This is a genomic window from Microcoleus sp. N9_B4 (assembly GCF_036701635.1).
Taxonomy (GTDB): Bacteria; Cyanobacteriota; Cyanobacteriia; order Cyanobacteriales; family Microcoleaceae; genus Microcoleus.
In genome coordinates this window covers 58,203-78,561 of the sequence record NZ_JAUBRC010000018.1, presented here as the reverse complement: position 1 = coordinate 78,561, position 20,359 = coordinate 58,203, and the positions used below count along the sequence as shown (strand labels likewise).

At 45.3% G+C, this 20,359-nt stretch carries 23 protein-coding genes; 12 read left to right on the top strand and 11 right to left on the bottom strand.

What is annotated here, in order from left to right; genetic code table 11:
• Positions 1 to 45: 45 nt before the first annotated feature.
• Positions 46 to 915, top strand: coding sequence for a calcium-binding protein (locus QUA43_RS14230; RefSeq protein ID WP_333374720.1), 870 nt, complete (start codon positions 46 to 48; stop codon positions 913 to 915).
• A 113-nt stretch (positions 916 to 1,028) separates the two neighbouring features.
• Here QUA43_RS14230 and QUA43_RS14225 read toward each other — a convergent pair whose 3' ends face one another.
• The 3 genes from QUA43_RS14225 to QUA43_RS14215 form a co-directional block, all read right to left on the bottom strand.
• Complete coding sequence (locus QUA43_RS14225) at positions 1,029 to 1,832, bottom strand: MOSC domain-containing protein (RefSeq protein ID WP_333374719.1); 804 nt, start codon at positions 1,830 to 1,832, stop codon at positions 1,029 to 1,031.
• A 117-nt stretch (positions 1,833 to 1,949) separates the two neighbouring features.
• A complete protein-coding gene (locus tag QUA43_RS14220) occupies positions 1,950 to 2,249 on the bottom strand; it encodes a putative quinol monooxygenase (protein WP_006632217.1) in 300 nt (99 codons plus the stop codon).
• A 401-nt stretch (positions 2,250 to 2,650) separates the two neighbouring features.
• Positions 2,651 to 3,328, bottom strand: a complete 678-nt coding sequence (locus QUA43_RS14215) for a hypothetical protein (protein WP_333374717.1) — start codon at positions 3,326 to 3,328, stop codon at positions 2,651 to 2,653.
• Positions 3,329 to 3,601: 273 nt separating this feature from the next.
• Here QUA43_RS14215 and QUA43_RS14210 point away from each other — a divergent pair, with 273 nt between their 5' ends.
• Complete coding sequence (locus tag QUA43_RS14210; RefSeq protein ID WP_333181890.1) at positions 3,602 to 4,081, top strand: hypothetical protein; 480 nt, start codon at positions 3,602 to 3,604, stop codon at positions 4,079 to 4,081.
• A 118-nt stretch (positions 4,082 to 4,199) separates the two neighbouring features.
• Here the strand turns inward: QUA43_RS14210 and QUA43_RS14205 are convergent, their stop codons facing one another.
• Positions 4,200 to 4,703, bottom strand: coding sequence for a hypothetical protein (locus tag QUA43_RS14205; RefSeq protein WP_333374715.1), 504 nt, complete (start codon positions 4,701 to 4,703; stop codon positions 4,200 to 4,202).
• 420 nt (positions 4,704 to 5,123) lie between these two features.
• Between QUA43_RS14205 and aroA the strand changes: the two genes are divergently transcribed.
• Positions 5,124 to 6,479, top strand: coding sequence for a 3-phosphoshikimate 1-carboxyvinyltransferase (aroA, locus tag QUA43_RS14200; protein WP_333374713.1), 1,356 nt, complete (start codon positions 5,124 to 5,126; stop codon positions 6,477 to 6,479).
• A gap of 148 nt (positions 6,480 to 6,627) precedes the next feature.
• Here the strand turns inward: aroA and QUA43_RS14195 are convergent, their stop codons facing one another.
• Both QUA43_RS14195 and QUA43_RS14190 read right to left on the bottom strand, forming a co-directional pair.
• The gene (locus tag QUA43_RS14195; RefSeq protein WP_333374712.1) at positions 6,628 to 7,065 is read right to left on the bottom strand and encodes a CAAD domain-containing protein; all 438 of its coding nucleotides are present in this window, start codon (positions 7,063 to 7,065) and stop codon (positions 6,628 to 6,630) included.
• A 196-nt stretch (positions 7,066 to 7,261) separates the two neighbouring features.
• Positions 7,262 to 8,269 (bottom strand): 2-hydroxyacid dehydrogenase, encoded by a 1,008-nt coding sequence (locus QUA43_RS14190; RefSeq protein WP_333374711.1) that lies wholly within the window; start codon positions 8,267 to 8,269, stop codon positions 7,262 to 7,264.
• A 244-nt stretch (positions 8,270 to 8,513) separates the two neighbouring features.
• Here QUA43_RS14190 and QUA43_RS14185 point away from each other — a divergent pair, with 244 nt between their 5' ends.
• Positions 8,514 to 9,518: an ion transporter gene (locus tag QUA43_RS14185; protein WP_333374709.1), complete on the top strand. Its 1,005-nt coding sequence runs from the start codon at positions 8,514 to 8,516 to the stop codon at positions 9,516 to 9,518.
• A 122-nt stretch (positions 9,519 to 9,640) separates the two neighbouring features.
• Here QUA43_RS14185 and QUA43_RS14180 read toward each other — a convergent pair whose 3' ends face one another.
• The 3 genes from QUA43_RS14180 to QUA43_RS14170 form a co-directional block, all read right to left on the bottom strand.
• Positions 9,641 to 10,375, bottom strand: coding sequence for an ABC transporter ATP-binding protein (locus tag QUA43_RS14180; protein ID WP_333374708.1), 735 nt, complete (start codon positions 10,373 to 10,375; stop codon positions 9,641 to 9,643).
• A 175-nt stretch (positions 10,376 to 10,550) separates the two neighbouring features.
• Positions 10,551 to 11,207: an energy-coupling factor transporter transmembrane protein EcfT gene (locus QUA43_RS14175; protein WP_333374706.1), complete on the bottom strand. Its 657-nt coding sequence runs from the start codon at positions 11,205 to 11,207 to the stop codon at positions 10,551 to 10,553.
• A complete protein-coding gene (locus QUA43_RS14170; protein ID WP_333034810.1) occupies positions 11,200 to 12,129 on the bottom strand; it encodes an energy-coupling factor ABC transporter permease in 930 nt (309 codons plus the stop codon). The genes QUA43_RS14175 and QUA43_RS14170 overlap by 8 nt, the downstream gene beginning before the upstream one ends.
• A 2-nt stretch (positions 12,130 to 12,131) precedes the next feature.
• Here QUA43_RS14170 and QUA43_RS14165 point away from each other — a divergent pair, with 2 nt between their 5' ends.
• The 7 genes from QUA43_RS14165 (at position 12,132) to QUA43_RS14135 (ending at position 18,053) form a co-directional block, all read left to right on the top strand.
• Positions 12,132 to 12,335: a hypothetical protein gene (locus QUA43_RS14165; protein ID WP_333374705.1), complete on the top strand. Its 204-nt coding sequence runs from the start codon at positions 12,132 to 12,134 to the stop codon at positions 12,333 to 12,335.
• Positions 12,336 to 12,987: 652 nt separating this feature from the next.
• Complete coding sequence (locus QUA43_RS14160) at positions 12,988 to 13,458, top strand: hypothetical protein (RefSeq protein ID WP_333374704.1); 471 nt, start codon at positions 12,988 to 12,990, stop codon at positions 13,456 to 13,458.
• A gap of 118 nt (positions 13,459 to 13,576) precedes the next feature.
• Positions 13,577 to 14,011 (top strand): ferritin-like domain-containing protein, encoded by a 435-nt coding sequence (locus QUA43_RS14155; protein WP_332954961.1) that lies wholly within the window; start codon positions 13,577 to 13,579, stop codon positions 14,009 to 14,011.
• A gap of 102 nt (positions 14,012 to 14,113) precedes the next feature.
• The gene (locus tag QUA43_RS14150) at positions 14,114 to 15,076 is read left to right on the top strand and encodes an FTR1 family protein (RefSeq protein WP_333374703.1); all 963 of its coding nucleotides are present in this window, start codon (positions 14,114 to 14,116) and stop codon (positions 15,074 to 15,076) included.
• Between the two features lie 597 nt (positions 15,077 to 15,673).
• Positions 15,674 to 16,411 carry a response regulator transcription factor gene (locus tag QUA43_RS14145; protein WP_333044642.1) on the top strand — a complete coding sequence of 246 codons (738 nt, stop codon included), beginning with the start codon at positions 15,674 to 15,676 and terminating at the stop codon, positions 16,409 to 16,411.
• 546 nt (positions 16,412 to 16,957) lie between these two features.
• Entirely contained in the window at positions 16,958 to 17,389 is a 432-nt protein-coding gene (locus QUA43_RS14140) for a hypothetical protein (protein WP_333374702.1), read from the top strand.
• Positions 17,390 to 17,537: 148 nt separating this feature from the next.
• Positions 17,538 to 18,053 carry a transcriptional repressor gene (locus tag QUA43_RS14135; protein WP_333374700.1) on the top strand — a complete coding sequence of 172 codons (516 nt, stop codon included), beginning with the start codon at positions 17,538 to 17,540 and terminating at the stop codon, positions 18,051 to 18,053.
• A gap of 141 nt (positions 18,054 to 18,194) precedes the next feature.
• Here QUA43_RS14135 and QUA43_RS14130 read toward each other — a convergent pair whose 3' ends face one another.
• Together QUA43_RS14130 and QUA43_RS14125 are read right to left on the bottom strand one after the other, a co-directional pair.
• Positions 18,195 to 19,049: an Npun_R2479 family HD domain-containing metalloprotein gene (locus tag QUA43_RS14130; protein ID WP_333374698.1), complete on the bottom strand. Its 855-nt coding sequence runs from the start codon at positions 19,047 to 19,049 to the stop codon at positions 18,195 to 18,197.
• A gap of 218 nt (positions 19,050 to 19,267) precedes the next feature.
• Positions 19,268 to 19,471: a hypothetical protein gene (locus tag QUA43_RS14125; protein WP_333374696.1), complete on the bottom strand. Its 204-nt coding sequence runs from the start codon at positions 19,469 to 19,471 to the stop codon at positions 19,268 to 19,270.
• 454 nt (positions 19,472 to 19,925) lie between these two features.
• Between QUA43_RS14125 and rpsL the strand changes: the two genes are divergently transcribed.
• Positions 19,926 to 20,306 carry a 30S ribosomal protein S12 gene (rpsL, locus tag QUA43_RS14120; protein ID WP_006632197.1) on the top strand — a complete coding sequence of 127 codons (381 nt, stop codon included), beginning with the start codon at positions 19,926 to 19,928 and terminating at the stop codon, positions 20,304 to 20,306.
• Positions 20,307 to 20,359 lie beyond the last annotated feature (53 nt).

Below are 20,359 nucleotides of genomic sequence, written 5' to 3'. Positions count from 1 at the left end.
ATCGTTCTGTTTTATTGTTTAATTTCTAATTGTTACTCCACACCAATGCGAATTCTATTCACTATTGCTCACTTTTACAATCCCAGCGGCGACGGGAAACACGCTTCCCAGCGAAATGATCCGCAACCACGACTAAATGCTTTAACCGCTTGCGTGACATCGCTGCAAGCTTTGTACGGCAAATCTCAGTCCATGATTGACATTAGCGAATGTGCAACTATCCCAGCAAATCAATCTCAACAGCACGAAATTGACATTGTTGTTTGCACTACTCAAGGTTATCATCTGTTGCCTCAACTGCCCGTGCAGCCCAGATGTTTTATGCACCATGCTACAAAATGCGAACCGCTGCTGTTGGGGTTTGAATGTCAAGCAGTTTTGCGAGCGTGTCTTAACAAATACGATTATTTCTGTTATTTGGAAGATGATTTAGTGCTGCATGATCCGTGGTTTTTTAGTAAATTAAAGTGGTTTACGCATCACGGAGGAAATGGGAATTTGCTGCAACCTAATCGCTATGAAATAGCGCCTAAAGGCGCGGTTTTCAAAGCATATGTTGATGGTGATTTAGCAGACTCAGCGACTTCTCCGTTTCAAAATGTAGAGGAGCAGCGGCAGTTAATGGGAAAAATCATGGAACAAACAATCGCTTTTGAGCGGGCGTTGAATCCTCATTCCGGCTGCTATTTTTTGAATGCGGAACAGATGGCACACTGGGCTAAGCAGTCTCATTTTTTGGACAGGGATACTAGCTTTATCGGCCCGCTGGAAAGTGCCGCGACTTTAGGAATTATGCGGACTTTTAGAGTTTACAAGTCAACTCCTACTTATGCTAATTTTTTGGAGGTTCAACATTTTGGAACGAGTTTTCTGAACTTGATTGGTAATAAGGTGAGAGTGCCGGAAGCAGGATGAGTCGCTGGGTTGGGGCGGGTTTTGTGTTAATATTGTCTGCTGTTGGTTCGGATTGTGGACTCGGGCACGCCTCTAAAGGCTTCGGATATATAACAACGCATCAACTGATTATTTTAGGGATGCAAAACATCGCCGATTTTAACTGTGCCGCTGTTGATAATTTTGGCTAAAACTCCAGTTTGTGCGTGACCGAATTCCTGTTGCAGTAAACTGAGTAGAGAAATATCCCGATCGCCTGTTTCTGGATTCACTTCTATATTGACACAGCGACCGATTCGTGCTGTAACTTCTATGCGCGCCGTGCCTAATTGAAACTGTTTTCCGATCAACTCAAATTCTGACCAAGCTGCCATACCTTCTAGCACAATGTTCGGGCGAAATCGGCCCACGTCAATGTTTTGAACAGCAATTTCTGTTAATTGGTCTAATGTGGCTTGACTGAGCAAAGAAATGTGTACTGGTTCTCGATCGGGATAACGAGTTTCGCCGCTGGTGTCGCCCACTAACTGCAAAGGTGCAAACTGCGGGTGTCTCGCTTCTTTTGTGGGTTCAATTGCCGCCAAATATTCTGTGAAAAAACTGCCGATGCGATCGCGCCCCGCTGCTGTGTTGGTTTCTGCAGATAACACTTCAACTCCTTGACGCTTGACTGTTAAAACGGCCGTTTCTGGTTGATAATCACATTCCAAAGCTGCTAACAAAGGCCAATCGTTTTGGACAGCAAAATTTTTTTTGCTCATCCAAGGGACATTTTGGGCGGGCATCTTTGCAGCTTCCAGATTATCTGCAAACATTAAGGCAAAAGCTCGATCGCCCTTAATTCCGTGTCCGGCTGTTAAAGCAAACTCCGACATTGCTTGGGGAGTCAGTCCTTTAATGGGATAAATAAATAACTGTTTTATTGTTGCTAATGTCATAAAATTTTCCGAAGTTACTACAATTTTAACTTTCACTCTTGTCCCCCCCTTACTAAGGGGGGCTAGGGGGGTCGAAGCTAATTCAAAAACCTTAATAAAATTGCGATAAAAACCCGATTAAGCTAGCAATTCATAGCGGCGGATATCTGGAGGCCCAACGGCCAAACCGTCTAATTTCTGCACGGCGTCTTGAATGTGAGTTGAACCGAGATGTAGTTCGAGCAAATCTGCACTTTCCCACTCTTCAACAAACGTAAAATCTGTGGGATCGGCTTGATTTTGCAGGAGTTCGTATTTGATGCAGCCTTTTTCTTTGCGAGTGGGTTCCATAATGCTCAGCAGCAGAGATTTAAGTTCTGCTACTTTGTCGGGAAACGCAACGAGGCGGGCGACTACTCGCAAGGTTGTTTTGGACATAGGAAAAAAAAGTAATTGATAGGACGATCGAATTTACCGATTTTTATTTGGCAGACTCAGCAAAACACGATTTTACTTAAAATAACCTAAAGAGGTCGATCGGTCAATCGATTTTAGATTTTAGATTTTAGATTTTAGATTAAAGAATTGAAGCATTGACCCCACGGATAAATTCGGGGTTTCCTTTATCGGATACAGGTTTTTTATTTCTGGGTCCTGAGTCTGCGAAGGAATGAATCCGGGGGCTTGTATCCTGGATGCTTTCGATCAACCGCAGTAAAATTAGTCCTGGACGCGCTCAAGTCTTAGAAACCCGGTTTCTTCCCAAATTCTTCGTTAGTAACCGCAGAGCGTCGTATAAACCGGGTTTCTTGAGATGTTTTGGCAAATACCAGAGGAACTCAATCTTTGGGATAAAATCGCTTTTTTTCTGTAGAATATTCCCAGGCGAGATCCTCCGGGTCTTTTTCGCGGCTCCACTGAGCAAACTCCGGCTTAAGTTTCCACTTGCCGATCGTAGTTGCGTGAACTTTGAACCTGCGCGAGAGTTCCGTCTGGGTAAAAGAGATTTTGGGCTTTTGAGGAGTCTGGGTTTGAGCAATGGGGAATAAATTTGGTTTTTTATCTTGTGCTTTTTCTCGGTTTGTGGGAGGCTCTTGAACAGCTATTACCGCATTAGCTGTTTCGCTTTGATTGACAGGTGGAGCTATTTGAAAATAATACAAAATTCCGCCTTGTTCCGTCACCTCAAAATCTGCTGCAAACTCAGAGGCTCGTTCGTCGAGATACTCTTGAACCTTTTCTCCCGGCAGTTTCGCATTCATCGCCAAATCCAAAGCCGTAACTCGCCCTTGATTTTCCTTGATCAACTTATAGAAAACCGAGTCTAAATGAGCGAGTTTATGTTTTTGCTGCTGCTGGTAGAGCTTGTAAGCCCAAGCAATGCCCGCTGTGGTGGCGATCGCCCAAAACATCGTTCCCGACTCGAAACTGGCAACCGCCGTCAAGGAAATAGGCAAAAGCAGGGTAAGATATCCCCAAATGCTTCCCTTCTTTAGGTTATTGCTGTTTTTGACCATAGTTCCTAAACAGGTACGTAGTTTAGCTTAGTAGAGCGTGTTTGAATGCCGCAAAAGTTTTTCGACAGTCGATATATCGATCGGCCCGCTGACACACCCAAAAACGGATACTGTGCCGCGTACACTCGCCTTGTGGACAATCCCTAATTTTAGACCAAAGTTCCAGCTCCTTTGATTCAATGTCGCAAGTAAATCGAAAATCGAAAATCGAAAATCGAGTGACGCACTCTACGACAAAATCCCAGAATCTACTTTTTTTGCAACCGAGGGTTCATGTACTTTTTTCGCAAACAGATTGCCATCCTGCTGATAGTTGTTGCTTGCTGTACGCTGACGATTAGTTGCAGCGATAGCCGAGCTGTCCAGTGTACTAAATTTACTGAAATTGTCAACAAAGGCAACGCTCTCATTGATGTTGATAAAGACAGCAACGATGCTGCAACGACCGACAATTTAGCTAAAAATTTGAACCTGATAGCGAATGAACTTGAGGATCTGCGAATAACAGATCCCACCCTCAAAGAAATTCAGGAGCCATCGGTTAAATCTTTCCAGGAAATTAGTCAAGCACTCGGGGACATAAGCAAAAGTCTTCAGGCTGGAAATCTCGCTTCTACAAGTATAGAAGGTCGAGAGCAAATCCAAACAGCTCAAGCAGATATTATTAGAGCCGGCCAACAGGCGAATCAAGCAGCCGCAAATCAAGACGCTTTGACTAGCAAACTGATTAATTATTGTAAGGGCGATCGCTAAAGGCTAAGAGTTTTGAGTTTTGAGATGGCCACGCGAACCCCAACAACCCACGGGGGGTGAATGAATTTGAGGAATGCGTCGCCTTCACCTACTATCTAACCCTGTGCAATTACCCAATTTAGTGATGAATTTCTAGATTCAAAATATAGCGACCGAGTTGTACTTTCTCCGACCACAACTCATATTCTAACCGCAAGTGCTCGGGTTCCGGCTTTCCTGTCAGCGTCAAGTTGCGGGTGAAGTTGCGGAGTCGCAACTGTTCGGGAGTCGCCAGCGATTCGCCCTGAAGCCAATAACGGCTCAGGCCGTACATTCCTCGTTCCCAGCAGTGGCGGTAACTGTATTTGCCGTTTCCTTGCATCGTCATAATGACTCGATAGGGCGAAACTTCTAGCCAGAGCAACCGGGGTTTTGTAGTTGGGGGCAAGATTGTAACTTGCTCGCCAGATTCGTCGGAGCCGTCGGAAAATTGGCGATCGATTATTGCTGGTTCGTGCAACAACAAGTGAAAGCGATCGCGGTCTTTTTGATAAAGCGTACCAGCGGTTTCAACAACTGACCACAATGGTAAATCTGTGGATACCAGCGATAAACTTACAGGCTTGCGGTGATGGGTCAGCATAAATAAAAGTTTAGGAGTTGTTGTGGATCGGGCGATTTGAGATTTGAGATTTTAGACTTTAGATTGGCTGGGTTCCAAATTCCGGAGCTTTTGCTTAAAAAAATGAAAAATCTACAACTCGCCATCTAAAATCTAAAATTGTTTAGTCACAATTCAATCATCTGGTCGATAACTGAGAGCAGGACATGAAATCTAAGCAGATACACGGATAATATTTCTGAAATTAATGTGAAATCCGTGCCGTTGCGTCCGCACTCCCGTGTCGCCGATAAGTGACAGCGGAGTCTCCGGGCGAGTTTAATCAGCCTTTAAGTTAACCGGACACATTGGGAAAAAACCCGCAGGCCGTACAAAAGACAACTGACTTAGGACTGAGAAAAAGGTAGGATAGCTAACGCCATCCAATCCTAGTTTATCTCAATGCAAGCTGACATTATAACTACTACGCTTCTTGACAAAAGCCAAACTTTAAGCATTCAAAAACCGGCCTCGGGCTTGTCGCTGGTGGGGAGGATTCGAGTTCCGGGCGATAAGTCGATTTCTCACCGAGCTTTGATGTTGGGCGCGATCGCCCAAGGTGAAACTACTATTGAGGGACTACTCCTAGGGGAAGACCCCCGCAGCACGGCTAAATGTTTCTCGCTCCTGGGAGCCAAAGTTTCTGAACTCAACGCGGAACGGGTGACAGTCCGGGGCGTCGGAATTGGCGAGTTAGAGGAGCCTGTGGAAGTCTTGGACGCGGGTAATTCCGGCACGACGATGCGGTTGATGTTGGGAATTTTAGCCTCTCATCCGGGGCGTTTTTATGCGGTAACGGGTGACAGTTCTTTGCGATCGCGCCCCATGTCGCGCGTCATTAAACCGCTGCAACTTATGGGAGCGCAAATTTGGGGCCGAAAAAGCAATTCTTTGGCTCCTTTAGGGATACTGGGACAGCAGTTACAACCAATTCACTACCATTCTCCGATCGCCTCGGCTCAAGTTAAATCTTGCATTTTGCTCGCCGGTTTGATGGCCAGCGGAGAAACTACAGTCACAGAACCCGCTCTGTCGCGGGATCACAGCGAGCGGATGCTGCGAGCATTTGGAGCCCAATTGAGCGTCGATCCAGAAACTTGTAGCGTGACAGTCACTGGGCCGACACAACTGCAAGGACAGAATGTGATTGTACCGGGGGATATTAGTTCGGCGGCATTTTGGCTAGTTGCTGGGGCGATCGTCCCCGGTTCCGAGCTCGTAGTCGAAAATGTCGGCGTCAACCCAACTCGTACAGGCATTTTGGAAGCTTTGGAAATGATGGGGGCCCACATTGAACTGCAAAATCAGCGAGAGGCGGCTGGGGAACCGGTAGCGGATATTTTGGTTCGCAGTTCCGGCCAATTGCGGGGATGCACCATTGCGGGCGACTTAATTCCCCGACTGATTGACGAAATCCCGATTTTGGCAGTAGCAGCGATCTTTGCGTCCGGTACTACAATAATTCGAGATGCGGCCGAGTTGCGAGTCAAAGAGAGCGATCGGCTGGCCGTGACTGCTGCAGAACTCAACCGCATGGGAGCCCAAATTTCCGAGTTACCCGACGGTTTAGAAATTACCGGGGGAACTCCTTTGACCGGCGCGGATGTTGACAGCTACACCGACCACAGAATAGCGATGAGTTTGGCGATCGCAGCGCTCAACGCCACAGGTATTACTAACATTCACCGGGCCGAAGCTGCTGCCATTTCCTACCCCGACTTTACCGCCACTTTACAACAAGTTTGCCATCCAAATTGAGATTGGGCATTGGGCATTGGGCATTGGGCATTGGGCATTGGGCATTGGGCATTGGTTGCTGGTTACTTGTTATCGGTTATTGCTATAGCCTCACAAATAACAAATAACCATTAACTAATGACCAATGACCAATGACTAATGACTTCCTCTAAGAATCTTTACCTACAACTTGTTCTTTTAAAGAATCAATTTCCGTTAACAACTCTTGGCGATCAGAAGCCTTGAGCAGATAGCGGTAAACAAACCAACCCGTATATCCCATGCCAATCAACTCAAAAACGGGAGCTACCAAAGGGACATCATTAAGAGCACCTAAAACTCCCAGCATTACCTTAATACTAATACCGCCTGCCAAGATTAAACCAACTGTGATGAGGGGCTTTTGGTAGTCAGCAAAAAAATTAGAGAGATAGGCTGGAAGTTCCGACAAAATTGTAATAACTTGGTCTTTAATATCTTGGAACTGGCCGGCCGTTGTTTCTGTGGTGGTCACTGTAGTCATGACCCCCGGTTTGTCCTCCACCAGATCTACTGTCACGACTTCAGTGATTGTTTGTGTCTCGTCCGAAAAGTTAGCTTGTGTCATTGAATACTTCCTCCGTTGTCAGGTAAAATTGCAGGCTGTGAGTTGCTGCCAGTATAATTCTCCGGCAATTAGCACAGCATCCGCGCTGCAGGGACTAATTGATGAGACTAAGGCAGAGTTTCACAAATTGCAAGCAAAAATAACGATATGACTTGATTTTAAACAATTGCCTTCGCTGCCAAATCGGTCTTTTGACTCATTTTTTCACTTGAGCGAGGTCGATTTGATTCGGGCAAGGGCGTCCTTGTTCAAAGTCGGTGATATTGCCGATCGTGGTTTCGGCGATATTTTTCAAAGCTTCCTCGGTGAAAAAAGCTTGGTGTCCGGTAATCAGGACGTTTGGAAAAGTCAGCAAACGCTGAAAAACGTCGTCTTGAATAACGTGATTTGACAAATCCTCAAAAAACAGATCCGTCTCTTGTTCGTAAACATCTAAGCCGAGGTAGCCAATTATACCAGACTTCAGTGCTTTGGTGACAGCTTTAGTGTCAATCAACTGACCGCGGCTGGTATTAATCAGCATCATTCCCGGTTTCATTTGCTCGATCGCCTCTGCACCGATTAAATGGTAAGTTTCCGGTATCAGCGGACAGTGGAGGCTGACAATATCAGAGGCGGCGAACAGTTCCGGGAGTGCGACGTATTCCATGCCTAGGGCGAGGCAATCTGGGTTTTGGTAAACATCGTATCCCAGCAGGCGACACCCGAATCCGTGCAGAATTTGGGCAGTAATTGCGCCAATTCTGCCTGTTCCGACGATTCCCACCGTTTTGCCGTGGAGATCAAAACCCAACAAGCCGTCTAGGGCGAAATTGCCTTCGCGGACGCGGTTGTAGGCCCGATGGATTCGGCGGTTGAGGGACAAAATCAGAGCGACTGCGTGTTCTGCCACTGCGTAGGGAGAATAAGCCGGAACTCGCAGCAGGGTTAGATCTAAATCCCTCGCTGCTGCTAAATCGACGTGATTGAATCCGGCCGATCTCAGGGCCAGCAAGCGGACTCCTTTTTCGGCAATGCTGAGCAGCGTTTTCGCGTCCAAGGAGTCGTTCACGAACGCGCAGACTGCCGGAAATCCAGCAGCCAAAACGCTGGTTTCCAGGTTCAGACGCGGTTCAAAAAAAACTAAATCGTGTTTGCCGCCGACATTCGCTGCTTCCAGAAATGTGCGATCGTAGGATTTGGTGCTGAATACGGCTACCTTCATGATTTTTGCCTGCAAACCCAGTAATAGTGGGAAATTCTTTCCCGATCAACTCTAAAGTTTACTAGAACGCCGTTGCCCCAAACAACCCACTTTCCATGAGAAATATTGAATTTCGTAACAATAGCCTCTCTGAAGAAACCATTTTTTTAGCTTTAGGGCAACTCCTGCTTAATTTTTTGAATTTAATTGCTTATACTGTAGTCAAGCGCGAGCGTTAATTGCTAAAATCTTAGGATCAACTCAGATGCGTAAAAAAATCAAAACTATAATTTATGAAATTTTAGAAACCTCAGAATCAAGCAATTTATACAGTTTAGCGGATGATGTTGTCATAACTTGTTTAATTCTGATCAACGTCGCAGCTTTTATTGCTTCTACTTCGCCCACCTTGTCGCCAGAACACACATCGCTTTTGGCAAACATCGAAATTGTTTCCTCCTTAGTATTTACAATAGAATATATTTTAAGGCTGTGGGTGTCTACAGTCGATCACAAATACAGCCACCCGCTTTGGGGAAGATTGAGATATGCTCTTACACCGCTAAGCTTGATAGATTTAATTTCCATCTTACCTTTTTACTTCTTGCTGTTATTTCCTAGTTTAAACTTCGTTAATTTGATTCGTGTTTTGCGCTTGTTGCGACTGCTAAAAATGAGCCGCTATTCAGAGTCAGTCCGAACTATGGGAACAGTATTGTACGCTAAAAAAGAGGAGTTGATTGCCACTGCCTTTGCCGTTTTTATTCTGTTAATATTTGCCTCTAGCATCATGTATTTTGTTGAAAACGAGGCGCATCCAGAAACTTTTGCGAGCATCCCCGATGCAATGTGGTGGGGAGTTGTGACATTAACTACTGTCGGTTACGGTGATATTTATCCAATCACTCCTTTAGGGAAGTTTTTAGGAGCAATATTAGCATTTTTGGGAATCGGAATTTTTGCGTTACCTGCGGGACTCATTGCTGCGGGTTTTTCCGAGGAAATCCAAAAGAGAAAACAGCAAAAAATGGCGGCAAATTTAGAGCAATCGGCGAATTGTCAATCGGTCAAAAGGCTTGCGGAAATCGAGATCGGCTTTGAACAAAAGCAAAGGGCGATCGCACTTCACATCGAAAGTTCATCAGAGTTGATGAAAATGTGTGTTCAAATGGCGAAACAAAAGTTAGGAAGTGAGTTTCAAAATGAACAAATTTTGCGAGATTTAGCTATTCATCTGTACAATGAAGCCGTCGGCAAATTCGAGCTGTAATTACAGATATATATTGCCTGTAATTCCAACCCAAACGTTACCATAGTGAGCCAAAGTAAAGCAATCGCTTGTGGTGAGTTATGAATGACTGCTTTATGTAATGACTAATGACCAATGGCTAATTACCAATCTGGCGGCAAATTGTAATATTCGAGAGTTGATTTATCTTCCAGCAAATCTTTAGTTTTTCTGTCAACTTTAATCTCACCATCCGCCAAAATTAAAGCCCTTTGAGTCGTTTTCCCGACCCAATTCAAATTATGAGAAGCGATCAAAATTACCTCGATCGGCAATTGGGACAAAACCTTAGCCAAGTGACGCCGCCACGAGGGATCGAGTCCGTTGGTCGGCTCATCTAAGATTAAAATTGCCGGCTCTAATGCTAAAATTGCTGCCAAGGCTGCTAATCTTCTTTGACCTCCCGAAAGTTCGTGGGCCGAACGGTTGGCGAATTCTACTAAACCAAATTCGTCTAATAGCGATAAAGCTCGATCGCGCGCAACTCCCGGCGGCACTCCGTAATTGCGCGGCCCGAACATGACATCCTCTAAAATAGTCGGCATAAATAGCTGGTCGTTAGCATCTTGAAAGCAAAATCCAATCTGCCTGCGCGCCTGGGATAAAGTCGCCGGTTCCAGCTTTTTTCCCTGCACTCTAATCTCGCCCGATTGAGGTATTTTTAATCCGATCAAGTTTTCGAGCAAAGTGCTTTTACCAGCACCTGTCAGACCGAGTAGAGCAACTCTTTCTCCCGGTTGCAAAGTAAAAGAAATTTCCCTCAATATTGGCTTTTGATCGTGATAGCCAAATACTAAATTTTCTACTTCTATTGTTGGCACGGATTTGAGATTAGTCATCCGATTTTAGATGTTAGATTTTAGATTGAATAATTTCAACTCGTTACCAGGCTCTGCCTGGGAACGCAGATCGGTCGGCTCTGCCTCCAATTTTCCTCCGCAAGAAGCGAGGCAGAGCCTCTGGAGATCGATTCCCAGGCAGAGCCGGGGAACCAGTTAAATGCCCAATGCCCAATTACGAATAACCGTAAGAAGCTATTGTTAATCCGGCTGCTATTACAATTGTTATTGTCAGCCAGAGTCGCTCTTTTGGTGTGGATTTTGAGTCGGAGGGCAAACTTCCTTTATAGCCGCGAATTAGCATGGCTGCGTGTACTCTTTCTGCCCGATCGAGACTTCGCAAATAAAGCGCTCCGATCATGGAAGCACTGGCGTAACGCAGCCATCCTCCCGTACCTGACAAGCCCCGGAGTTGGGCAGATATTTTCATGCGGTTGACTTCTGCCAGCAGGATTTCTAAGTATTGTCCTGTTAAAAGTACAATCTCTTGCAAACCTGCTGGTAGGGGTAATCCTTTGAGGGCGATTCCGAAACTGTGGGGTGGCAAAGTTAGCAGAAAGCTGTTCATAATTAGCAGGCAAATTAGGGAACGCAGCAAGAGAAAACTGGCGCGTTCCCAACCTTGGGGCAGCACTAATAAGGAGAGAAAAACCAATTCTGCTCCCAACAGTTGCGCTAGGGTTCGTACCGGAGCCCTGAGCCGAAATGACCACAAAAGTGCGATCGCCCCATAAATTCCCAGCCACAGCCAAGCGCCTGTCTTCAGAAAACCCATGCCAATCACAATTGTGAGAGACACTCGCAATCGAAAAGGTATGGAGAGTTTAGACATCTTTAGGTTTTACCACCAACTGAGCAATCCCAAAAGCCGCGCCGAAGCTAAAGGCAGACCCTAAAAGTCCAGCAATGCTAGTACCAATAGGCTGTTCTTCTAATCCTTTAACTGTGTAATCTGCTAAAGGAGTGGGATTTTCGATCGCCACAGCTTCTTTATCTTTAAAGCCGTATTTTTCGGCTACCGCTTCTAACCCGTCAGGCCAACTTGAAGCAAACAGTGAAAGCACCCCGGAAATTAATAAAACTCCGATTACTGGCACTACCCATTTCTGCAATTGTGGCTGTTGTCCCGGCAGTAAATCCGGCCGCACTTTGACGAGATAAGTTAAAACGCCGCCTGTAATTACCCCTTCGCCAATCCCAATTAAAATATGTACGCCTACCATTGCTGGCAATGCGATATTGAGCCCTACTGTTCCAGAAATTGCCAATTGGATCGCCACACTAATCGAAGCAGCCACGACGCTGAGGCCGGCGGCGATGCCTGCGGCTAGGGGCAAACGATTTCTGGAACCTCCCAAGAGTTGCTGCAATGGCTGCAACAGCCACCAGCCCACCCAAATGCCAACTAGCCCCATGTTAAAAATATTGGCTCCCAAGGCGGTGATGCCCCCGTCGGCAAACAAGACGCTCTGAATTATAAAAACTGTGCTCATCGCTAAAGTTGCCGCCCAAGGGTTCCCCAAAACGACGGATGCGAGCGCTCCTCCCAACAAGTGGCCGCTGGTGCCGCCCGCTACGGGAAAGTTGATCATCTGGGCTGCAAACACGAAAGCTGTAGTTAAGCCCATGATTGGGGCTTGTCGGAGTCCAAGACTCGCGCGGGTTCGATTTAGGGCAACTGCAATTACTGCTGCGCTTGCTATGCCGGTGGCAATGGCTACTGGCGGTGAAAGAAAACCATCAGGTATGTGCATTGATGTATCCCAAACAAGAGAACTTCCAGCCCTTTAGTCAACTATTTTTTACAAAAATTTACTATCCCCTGTGGGGGTATTTCTGCGATCGAGCGATCGGGGGATTTGCGGCGGGCGATCGCTTACTCGATATAGATTCGGGCTTCACAGCCAGAGTTTTGAGGATGAGAAATGTAACATTAAATAATCCTGAAGAATTATTCTGATATTTTACCGACCTCCCCACATTCAAGCTTTTTGATAAGAATTATCAATGTTTGTTTATAGATTCAACTGCCAAATGTATTTACCATCAAGCTCAAGCAAGAATTTCAAAAAAATATAAAGAAAAAACAGAAAATCCCTAATTGGTTTTATTCCCACTCTTGAGAATAACTTACATTAAATTTTTGACCGAAAGCATCCAGGATACAAGCCCCCGGATTCATCCGTGAAGAAATAAAAAACCTGTATCCGATGAAACTTGCCCCCCGAATTTATCCTTGGGGTCAATGCTTTAATCTAAAATCTAAAATCTAAAATCGATTGACTTTTCCCATCGCAATGTGGCGCGTTAGGGAGCATCTCATATTGATAAAAACACTTCTTCTGGCTCCTTCCTTCTTCCTCTTCCCTCCTGCCTCCTGCATCAAAACTGCTGCATCAAAACTCCAATTTTAGCTTGGCTGCAAAAGTGAGATGCTCCCGCGCGTTAGCCACAAAGAAAAGTTTCGCAGTTTTCACGTCAAGTCTTTGACAATCGAGGAGCCAAATCCCGCTAATGCTGTTGCGAAGGGAGTGCCCTAACCAGTTATTGCGAGTAACAGTGCGCTTCCGGCTGCAAATAATTCCAGTTTAGCTGTTGACAACCCCAAAAATTTGCCTGACAAGTCTCCAGACGTTGTACGTTTCACTAATACGTCTACTGAAACAGCTATTGCGAGTAGCCCTACAGATAAGACTGTCCAAGCTGTACCTGTATCACCAGGCCAGCAGGAAGTTCAGGCGGTGGATGGAACAAATCAGACACCAGAAATTACGGCTGGCGTAAAACTAGATGAGTTAACTCTGAAACTGTACGATCGCATCGATCGAAGTTGGCAAACTAGCCCTACGTTCCATCAAAATCTAGTCTATCGAGTCAGTACAAGTCAAGATGGGGCGATGGCGTTCCGCCCCGCAAGCTACGGCAATTTCCAGCCCCTCAATCAACCAGCCAAGGATTACACCAAAGAAACTCCTTTGCCAAATCTCCTAAAATCTCCCGAAACTAGCAGCAACAATGCAGCACCAGTCGCTAAATTTACTGTAGTGTTTGCTCCTACTGGAACCTTAGAAGTTAACCCCTAACTCACATACAACATCTATATCCGGTAAGGTGCGCCATCAGCACCTTACTTTTCATTTTTAACTTAAATGTGATATTATAAACAGCGCCCTCTAAGGCATTCTACCTCTAAAACAACAAATGAAAGAACTTGACGAGAAAAAAACCCAGGAACTGCTATGCACCATCATGGAATGGGAACTTGCAGGTGTCGTGCGCTATACCCACTATTCACTAATGGTGACAGGGCCAAACCGGATTCCCATCGTGCAGTTTTTTAAAGCACAAGCAACGGAATCTCTACTCCACGCCCAACAAGCAGGAGAAATTCTCACTGGTTTAGAGGGGCATCCTAGTCAGAAAATTGCTCCCATCGAAGAAACCTACAAACACTCGGTGAAAGACTTGTTAGAAGAAAGTTTAAATCACGAGAAAAAAGCGCTCAAAAAGTATAAGTCTTTACTTGAAGTTGTGACAGACTCCAGCGTTTATTTGGAAGAATATGCCCGCAATCTGATTGGGCAAGAAGAATTGCACCAAGTAGAATTGAAAAAAATGCTGCGGGATTATAGTTGATTTAATCATTAGTTAATTGTTATTGGTTATTGGTTATTGGTTATTGGTTATTTCCAATCACCAATGACCAACGCCCATGCCCATGCCCCCTGATTATAAAAAATGAATTTTAGTGAAGCCATACCCACTTTTGTAATTACCCTGCGCGAAGGCGTAGAAGCCGCCTTAGTCGTCGGAATTGTACTAGCTTGCCTCAAAAAAGCCGAGCAAAGTCACCTCAATTCTTGGGTTTATGCAGGTGTCGCAGCCGGCATTGCTGCTAGCGGTTTTGTGGGTGTTCTATTCAATGGATTGCTAGCAGCACTATCAACATCAGAGCAGCCTTACGCACCAGTAATTAAACAGCTATTAGAGGGCGTATTGGGCATTGTGGCGATCGCAATGCTAAGCTGGATGCTAATTTGGATGACTCAGCAAGCGCGCTTTCTCAAAGCCGAAGTTGAAGGAGCAGTTACAGCAGCTTTGACAGAAAATAGGAATGTCGGCTGGGGCGTATTTGGCTTAATTTTTATTGCGGTACTGCGCGAAGGTTTTGAAACAGTTATATTTGTCAGCGCTCAATTTCAACAAGGTTTAACTCCTGCTTTAGGTGCTTTGGGCGGTTTGACTGGGGCGGCAATCATTGGCGCGCTACTGTTCAAGTGGGGTGTCAAAATTGATATCCGCCTGTTTTTCAAGTTTATGGGGATTTTGTTGCTGTTAATCGTAGCAGGTTTGGCAGTATCTGCACTCAAACATTTTGACCAAGCCGCTGGGATTTTGTCACAGATGAATAGCAAGTATGCAGCGATTTGTTTTTATTACGATCGCCTCGCACCACTCCACTCTTGTATTTTAGGGCCTATGGTGTGGAATGCAGCGGAAATTTTGCCCGATCGGCAATTTCCCGGAGTGATTCTCAAAGCACTCTTTGGATACAGAGATCGACTTTATCTCATCCAAGCAGCCGCTTACACAATATTCTTAGCCACCATCGGCGGTCTTTATTTCCAAAAATTAGGCTCTAAGGCGACTGTTCCCAACAAAAATACTCAACCAGCTCGATCGGAAACTCGCCCTCAGTAGGTATGCAAGCATTTGTTATCGGTTGTTTTGCTGATTCCAGGGCGAGAAAAAAATTAGCCCCACAGGCAAAAAATTGACCAAAAATTGTCAGGTTGCGGGATTGATTATTTGACTTTTATATGTCATTATTTAATAATGGCAATAGTTTTTGTTAATTTTAGAAATACTTATATTAGTATTATTTAACAATACCGTCAATACCCCAAAAAAGCAAGCCCTACCCCCTCAAAAAACACAAAAACTTTTTAAGCAAAATTAACTAAGTTAACAATATTACAGTTAACGGTTAACAGGGTTATGCAAAACGCGGACTACCGTTAGGGCGATCCTGTGAAGACCCAGGCGCACCCTGCAAAAGTTAAGGCGGTTCTTACCGACCAAAAATCTGCCCCCAGCAAGATTTTTGCCCAACATTTTTCTGATAAGCGCTCTTAGGGCTTATAATTAGTACAAGAATATTTACAGAGCCCCGAAAGTTCTTAATCAACCTTATAATCCTTAATGAAGCTTAAAATTAAAAAATTGTTCGTTAAAGTTACCTGGAACCCCCAGAAGGCTGTAGGATCTGCCATTCGGTTAGCGGTGAGATAAATAATGATGCCCCGGATACTTGTTATTGATGATGACGCGGCGATCGCCGAACTCGTAGCAGTCAACCTAGAAATGGCTGGCTACGAAGTCACCCAGGCAGAAGACGGCATCAAAGGTCAGGCACTAGCCATACAACTGCTCCCCGACCTGATCATGCTAGACCTCATGCTGCCTAGAGTAGACGGATTCACCGTATGTCAGCGTTTGCGGCGTGACGATCGCACCTCAGACATTCCCGTCTTGATGTTGACAGCCTTAAGTCAAACTCAAGACAAAGTAGAAGGCTTCAACTCCGGCGCCGACGACTACCTGACCAAACCCTTTGAATTAGAAGAAATGCTGGCGCGAGTGCGAGCCTTGCTGAGGCGTACAGACCGCATCCCCCAAGCTGCCAAACACTCAGAGATCCTGAATTACGGCCCGCTGACCCTTGTCCCCGAAAGGTTTGAAGCTGTTTGGTACGTTCAGACAGTCAAACTGACCCACCTAGAGTTTGAGTTGCTGCACTGCTTGCTTCAGCGCCACGGTCAGACAGTCTCTCCCAGCGAAATTCTCAAAGAAGTGTGGGGTTACGACCCCGACGACGACATAGAAACTATTCGTGTACACATCAGACACCTGAGAACCAAGATGGAACCAGATCCCCGACATCCTCGGTACATCAAAACCGTATATGGGGCTGGTTATTGCCTGGAGTTACCCAACAACGAGCAAGTAGCTGAAGAAACCAAATCTTCTGCTTGAGCTAGCGCGCCAGATGCAACAAGCAGTGAAAAATCCCGCTAGAAAAGCCTGAGAGCAAATGCTCTCAGGCTTTGTTGTTTGGAGTTTGAGATCAATATGTCAACAAGTAGGCATTAACTCTCTGGAGGAGAAATAATCTCGCACCCCCTCTCACCCCAGTTTTATAGAAGCTGGCCCAGAGGAAAGTACCGGATTTCTTTTTCCACCTTGTCTTTTCCGAGAGGATTAGATAGCTACTTAAACAATACTCTAGCCTTAATAATACTCCTTAACAATACTATTTATCAATAAAGTCTGAACTATTCCTTTAGTTGCTATTATTGCTAACGGCCAGCTCACTTCTGATTAAGCGCCAAAAACAGTCAGATGCTTGATTTTACGATGTTTTTTGCTATTGAGTTACATATCTAAACTCAATTTAGTGAAAAAATTTATCAAATACCCCTTGACGAAACTACTAAAATTGTTGATTATCTATATCAATAACCTGCAAGCGCTTAAAACTCCACTGACATCTTTCTCAAGAGGTAAATCGCCGTGACAAGCATGGCAAAAAAATCCTTCCCAGCCGAAGGAGAATTTTTTCCCTGGTGGGCCGGCAACGCCCACTTAATCAACCTTTCCCGCCGTTTGCTCAGTACCCGCGTCGCCCACGCCGGCCTCATCGTCTTCTGGGCGGGAGCCTATACCCTATTGGAGCTTTCTCGCTTTAACCCAGAATTGCCCATGTACGAACAAGGCTTAATCCTGTTGCCAAACCTAGCCATATTCGGCTTGGGTGTTGGTGCGAGAGGCAAAATTCATGACTACCCCCTCAAATGTACAGTGTGGCCGTGGGTTGCTTGTACTGAAGATGCGATCGATTACACCGACTTTGAACCTAAGACTTGTTTTGCCAGTGCCGATCGGCAACATTGCTCTAAACTTCACAAAAATTACGCTGAAATACCGACTACCACTGCTTCAGTTCCACCTTGAGCAAGGGGGGATAGGTGGCTAGCAGAGTGAGTCTAAACTTAGATTGATTTTCCAGGAAAATACACTTTTGGACAATCTAAACAAGAGCGCGAACAAATAACAGATAATCCAGCAAAATCTCCCTTCAATTTTTTGATTTTTTACCGACATGAATCTATACAGCGCTAACTCACTCAAAGTCGAACTAAACCAGAGAGGCTGCCGCCTGACTCCCCAGCGAGAAACTATTTTGAGTGTCTTTCAAAATCTGCGGCAAGGCCATCATTTAAGTGCGGAAGAATTATACAGAACTTTGCAGAATCAAGGAGAACGAATTGGCTTGTCTACTGTCTACAGAACGCTGCATTTATTAGCAAGGATAGGAATTTTGCGTGAACTAGAATTAGCAGAAGGACACAAACATTACGAACTGAATTTGCCGGAATTACACCACCACCACCACCTGGTTTGTATTCAGTGTCACAAAACCTTTGAATTTAGCGATGAATCAATTTTAAAAATTGGCAAAAAGCAAGTTGAAAAAGCTGGTGTAGAACTGCTTGACTGTCAATTAACTGTGCGTGCTGTTTGTTTGGAAGCGCTGCGGGAGGGATGGCCTTCTTTGGTACCCAGCAATTGGTTGTGTCCCAGATATCATGCAGAAATTGATGAGGAAATTAGTTGATTTGGATGAAATACACTTAGGTAAGATGGAATTGGTGGTAATTGGTAATTGGTGCTTTTTTATTGTTATGAGCTGTTAGTTATTAGCACCTACAAATAACCAATGACAACTGACTGCTGACTGCTGAATTCACTTTTGCAATCAAGCAACCTCAGAAGAATCGCAACGTTGGTGTTCCATCCGAAATATGTTAGCGTACAAACTAGCAACAATCTGTTTGCCTTCCTGCGTCAACTGCAAGTAACCGAGAGATTCACTTATGTGAGGATAAATGCCGCTCCAGTAAAACTTAGAGTAGCTTTGCAGCAAGTCGCCCGGATGTCGATATCCCAAAACTTTAGTAGCACCGCTTTCTTCCAACTCGTAAAACAGCGCGCCAATTTTCTGCAAATATTGCGGGTTGCTGAGCTGACCTATCAAGTCAGCACCGCGCACTAAACTAGAATAATTATCTGCATCCTCGTCAGTGTTGCCGTCAAGCACCGAGAAACGAGTCTGTTCTATGTTCTGCTTAATTATCTCAGCATTAATTAGCTTGTGGTTGCCGAAGCGCTCGTCAATAAACAATTTAGCTCTGTCAACTCGGTAAGGAGCTAGGCTTGCCGCTGTTGCACCGGGAGCAAGTGCAATTCTCATGCCATCTTTTCCCGTAGCATACAACCCTTCTGATTCTTGGTCTTGCCGGCAAACTCCTTTGACATATCCGATGTCTTGGCACAGCAAAGAAATGATGAAGTGCAGCCAATCTTCGCAGGAAACTCCGCCCTTGCGAATGTGTTTTCCCCGCAAGATTTCTTGACCGACTAAGCTAATGCAAATGGCGTGTTCTACATTGTGATAAAGAGCGTCGCTGTTGGCGATGTTTTCTAACGCCATTGCCCCCACCCAGGCAATAATGTCAGCATAGTCTGATTTGTAGCCTCCGTAAGTGCGGCTGTAACCGTTCTGAAGTTGTTCGATGAAAGCCTCGATCAGCAGTTCTGTAGAATTAAACATACCCTATCCTTTTACCTTAATATTTCCTTTTAACAGCGGTGCATCTATTGGGGATTCGTCTAATTTTATGGATGAGATTTTAGATCACAACTCATGCACCCCGTGTGCGTTGTGCTCTCTGGGTGGCAAGTGGGTGGCAATCTCAAAACTTATTGACGCAGCTACGCCCGGGGATTCACTAGGCAATCTCGCGCGCTGAGTCAAAACTCCCAAGCAACTCAGTCTATCACTGACACCCATCCCCGCCGTACTGCATACAGCAGCCTGCTGACAATTTTTCGATCCTCTGAACTTTTTAAACTGTGAGAATTAATAGCGTATTGAATTTGCTGGAACTGATCCCGATCGATCTTACCGGATTTCCAAATGTTCAAGTAAAGTTCGGAAATTTTATATTCAGGAATATAAGCTTTGGTTGTCATTTGCCGTCAACTAAATGTATATTTCTTATTATCCGGCAATTTTAGATAACTTTATGTGATGTTGATCGGCTATAGACTGTGATGCGATCGCGGGCTAGAGTTAATGCCCCTCTGCTAAACAATGGTAATTTGATCGAAAAAGCGAGATTGCGATCGTCATAAATTTTGCTGACGGCTGTGAAAATCATCATAGTTGCGCCTAAATTATAGGATGTCACATACCATTCTCCCGTTGCGCTCGCCCCCTCCCAACTTGCAGCAAGGAAGGAAGTTTGAGCGCGGGTCGCGCAAATTTCTTGCCAAAGAAACACGCGTCGTGTACAATATAGAGTCTGGTATCCTCACTTACCCATAATTATTTTCATTCATCCCGTCCCCCCAGAGGGGAAGGGACTTTCAGTGCGGATACAGCCAAATCACTATATTCAGCAAAAAGCTAGAAATGCCGTAACTCATGCCCACTATTCAGCAACTCATCCGTTCAGCACGGGAACAAACGCAGAAAAAAACCAAATCGCCAGCTCTCAAGAGTTGCCCCCAGCGCCGCGGAGTTTGCACCAGAGTGTACACGACCACCCCGAAAAAACCCAACTCGGCGCTGCGGAAGGTGGCTCGGGTACGGCTGACCTCTGGTTTTGAAGTCACCGCCTACATCCCTGGGATCGGTCACAACTTGCAAGAACACTCGGTAGTAATGATCCGGGGCGGTCGGGTAAAAGATTTGCCCGGAGTTAGATACCACATCATTCGGGGTACATTAGACACCGCTGGGGTGAAAGACCGCAAGCAGGGTCGTTCCAAATACGGGGCCAAGCGTCCTAAAGAGAAAAAATAACACGGAACTCGCCCGATCGTCGGGGTTGGGAAGCAAAAATAAATCCGATCGCG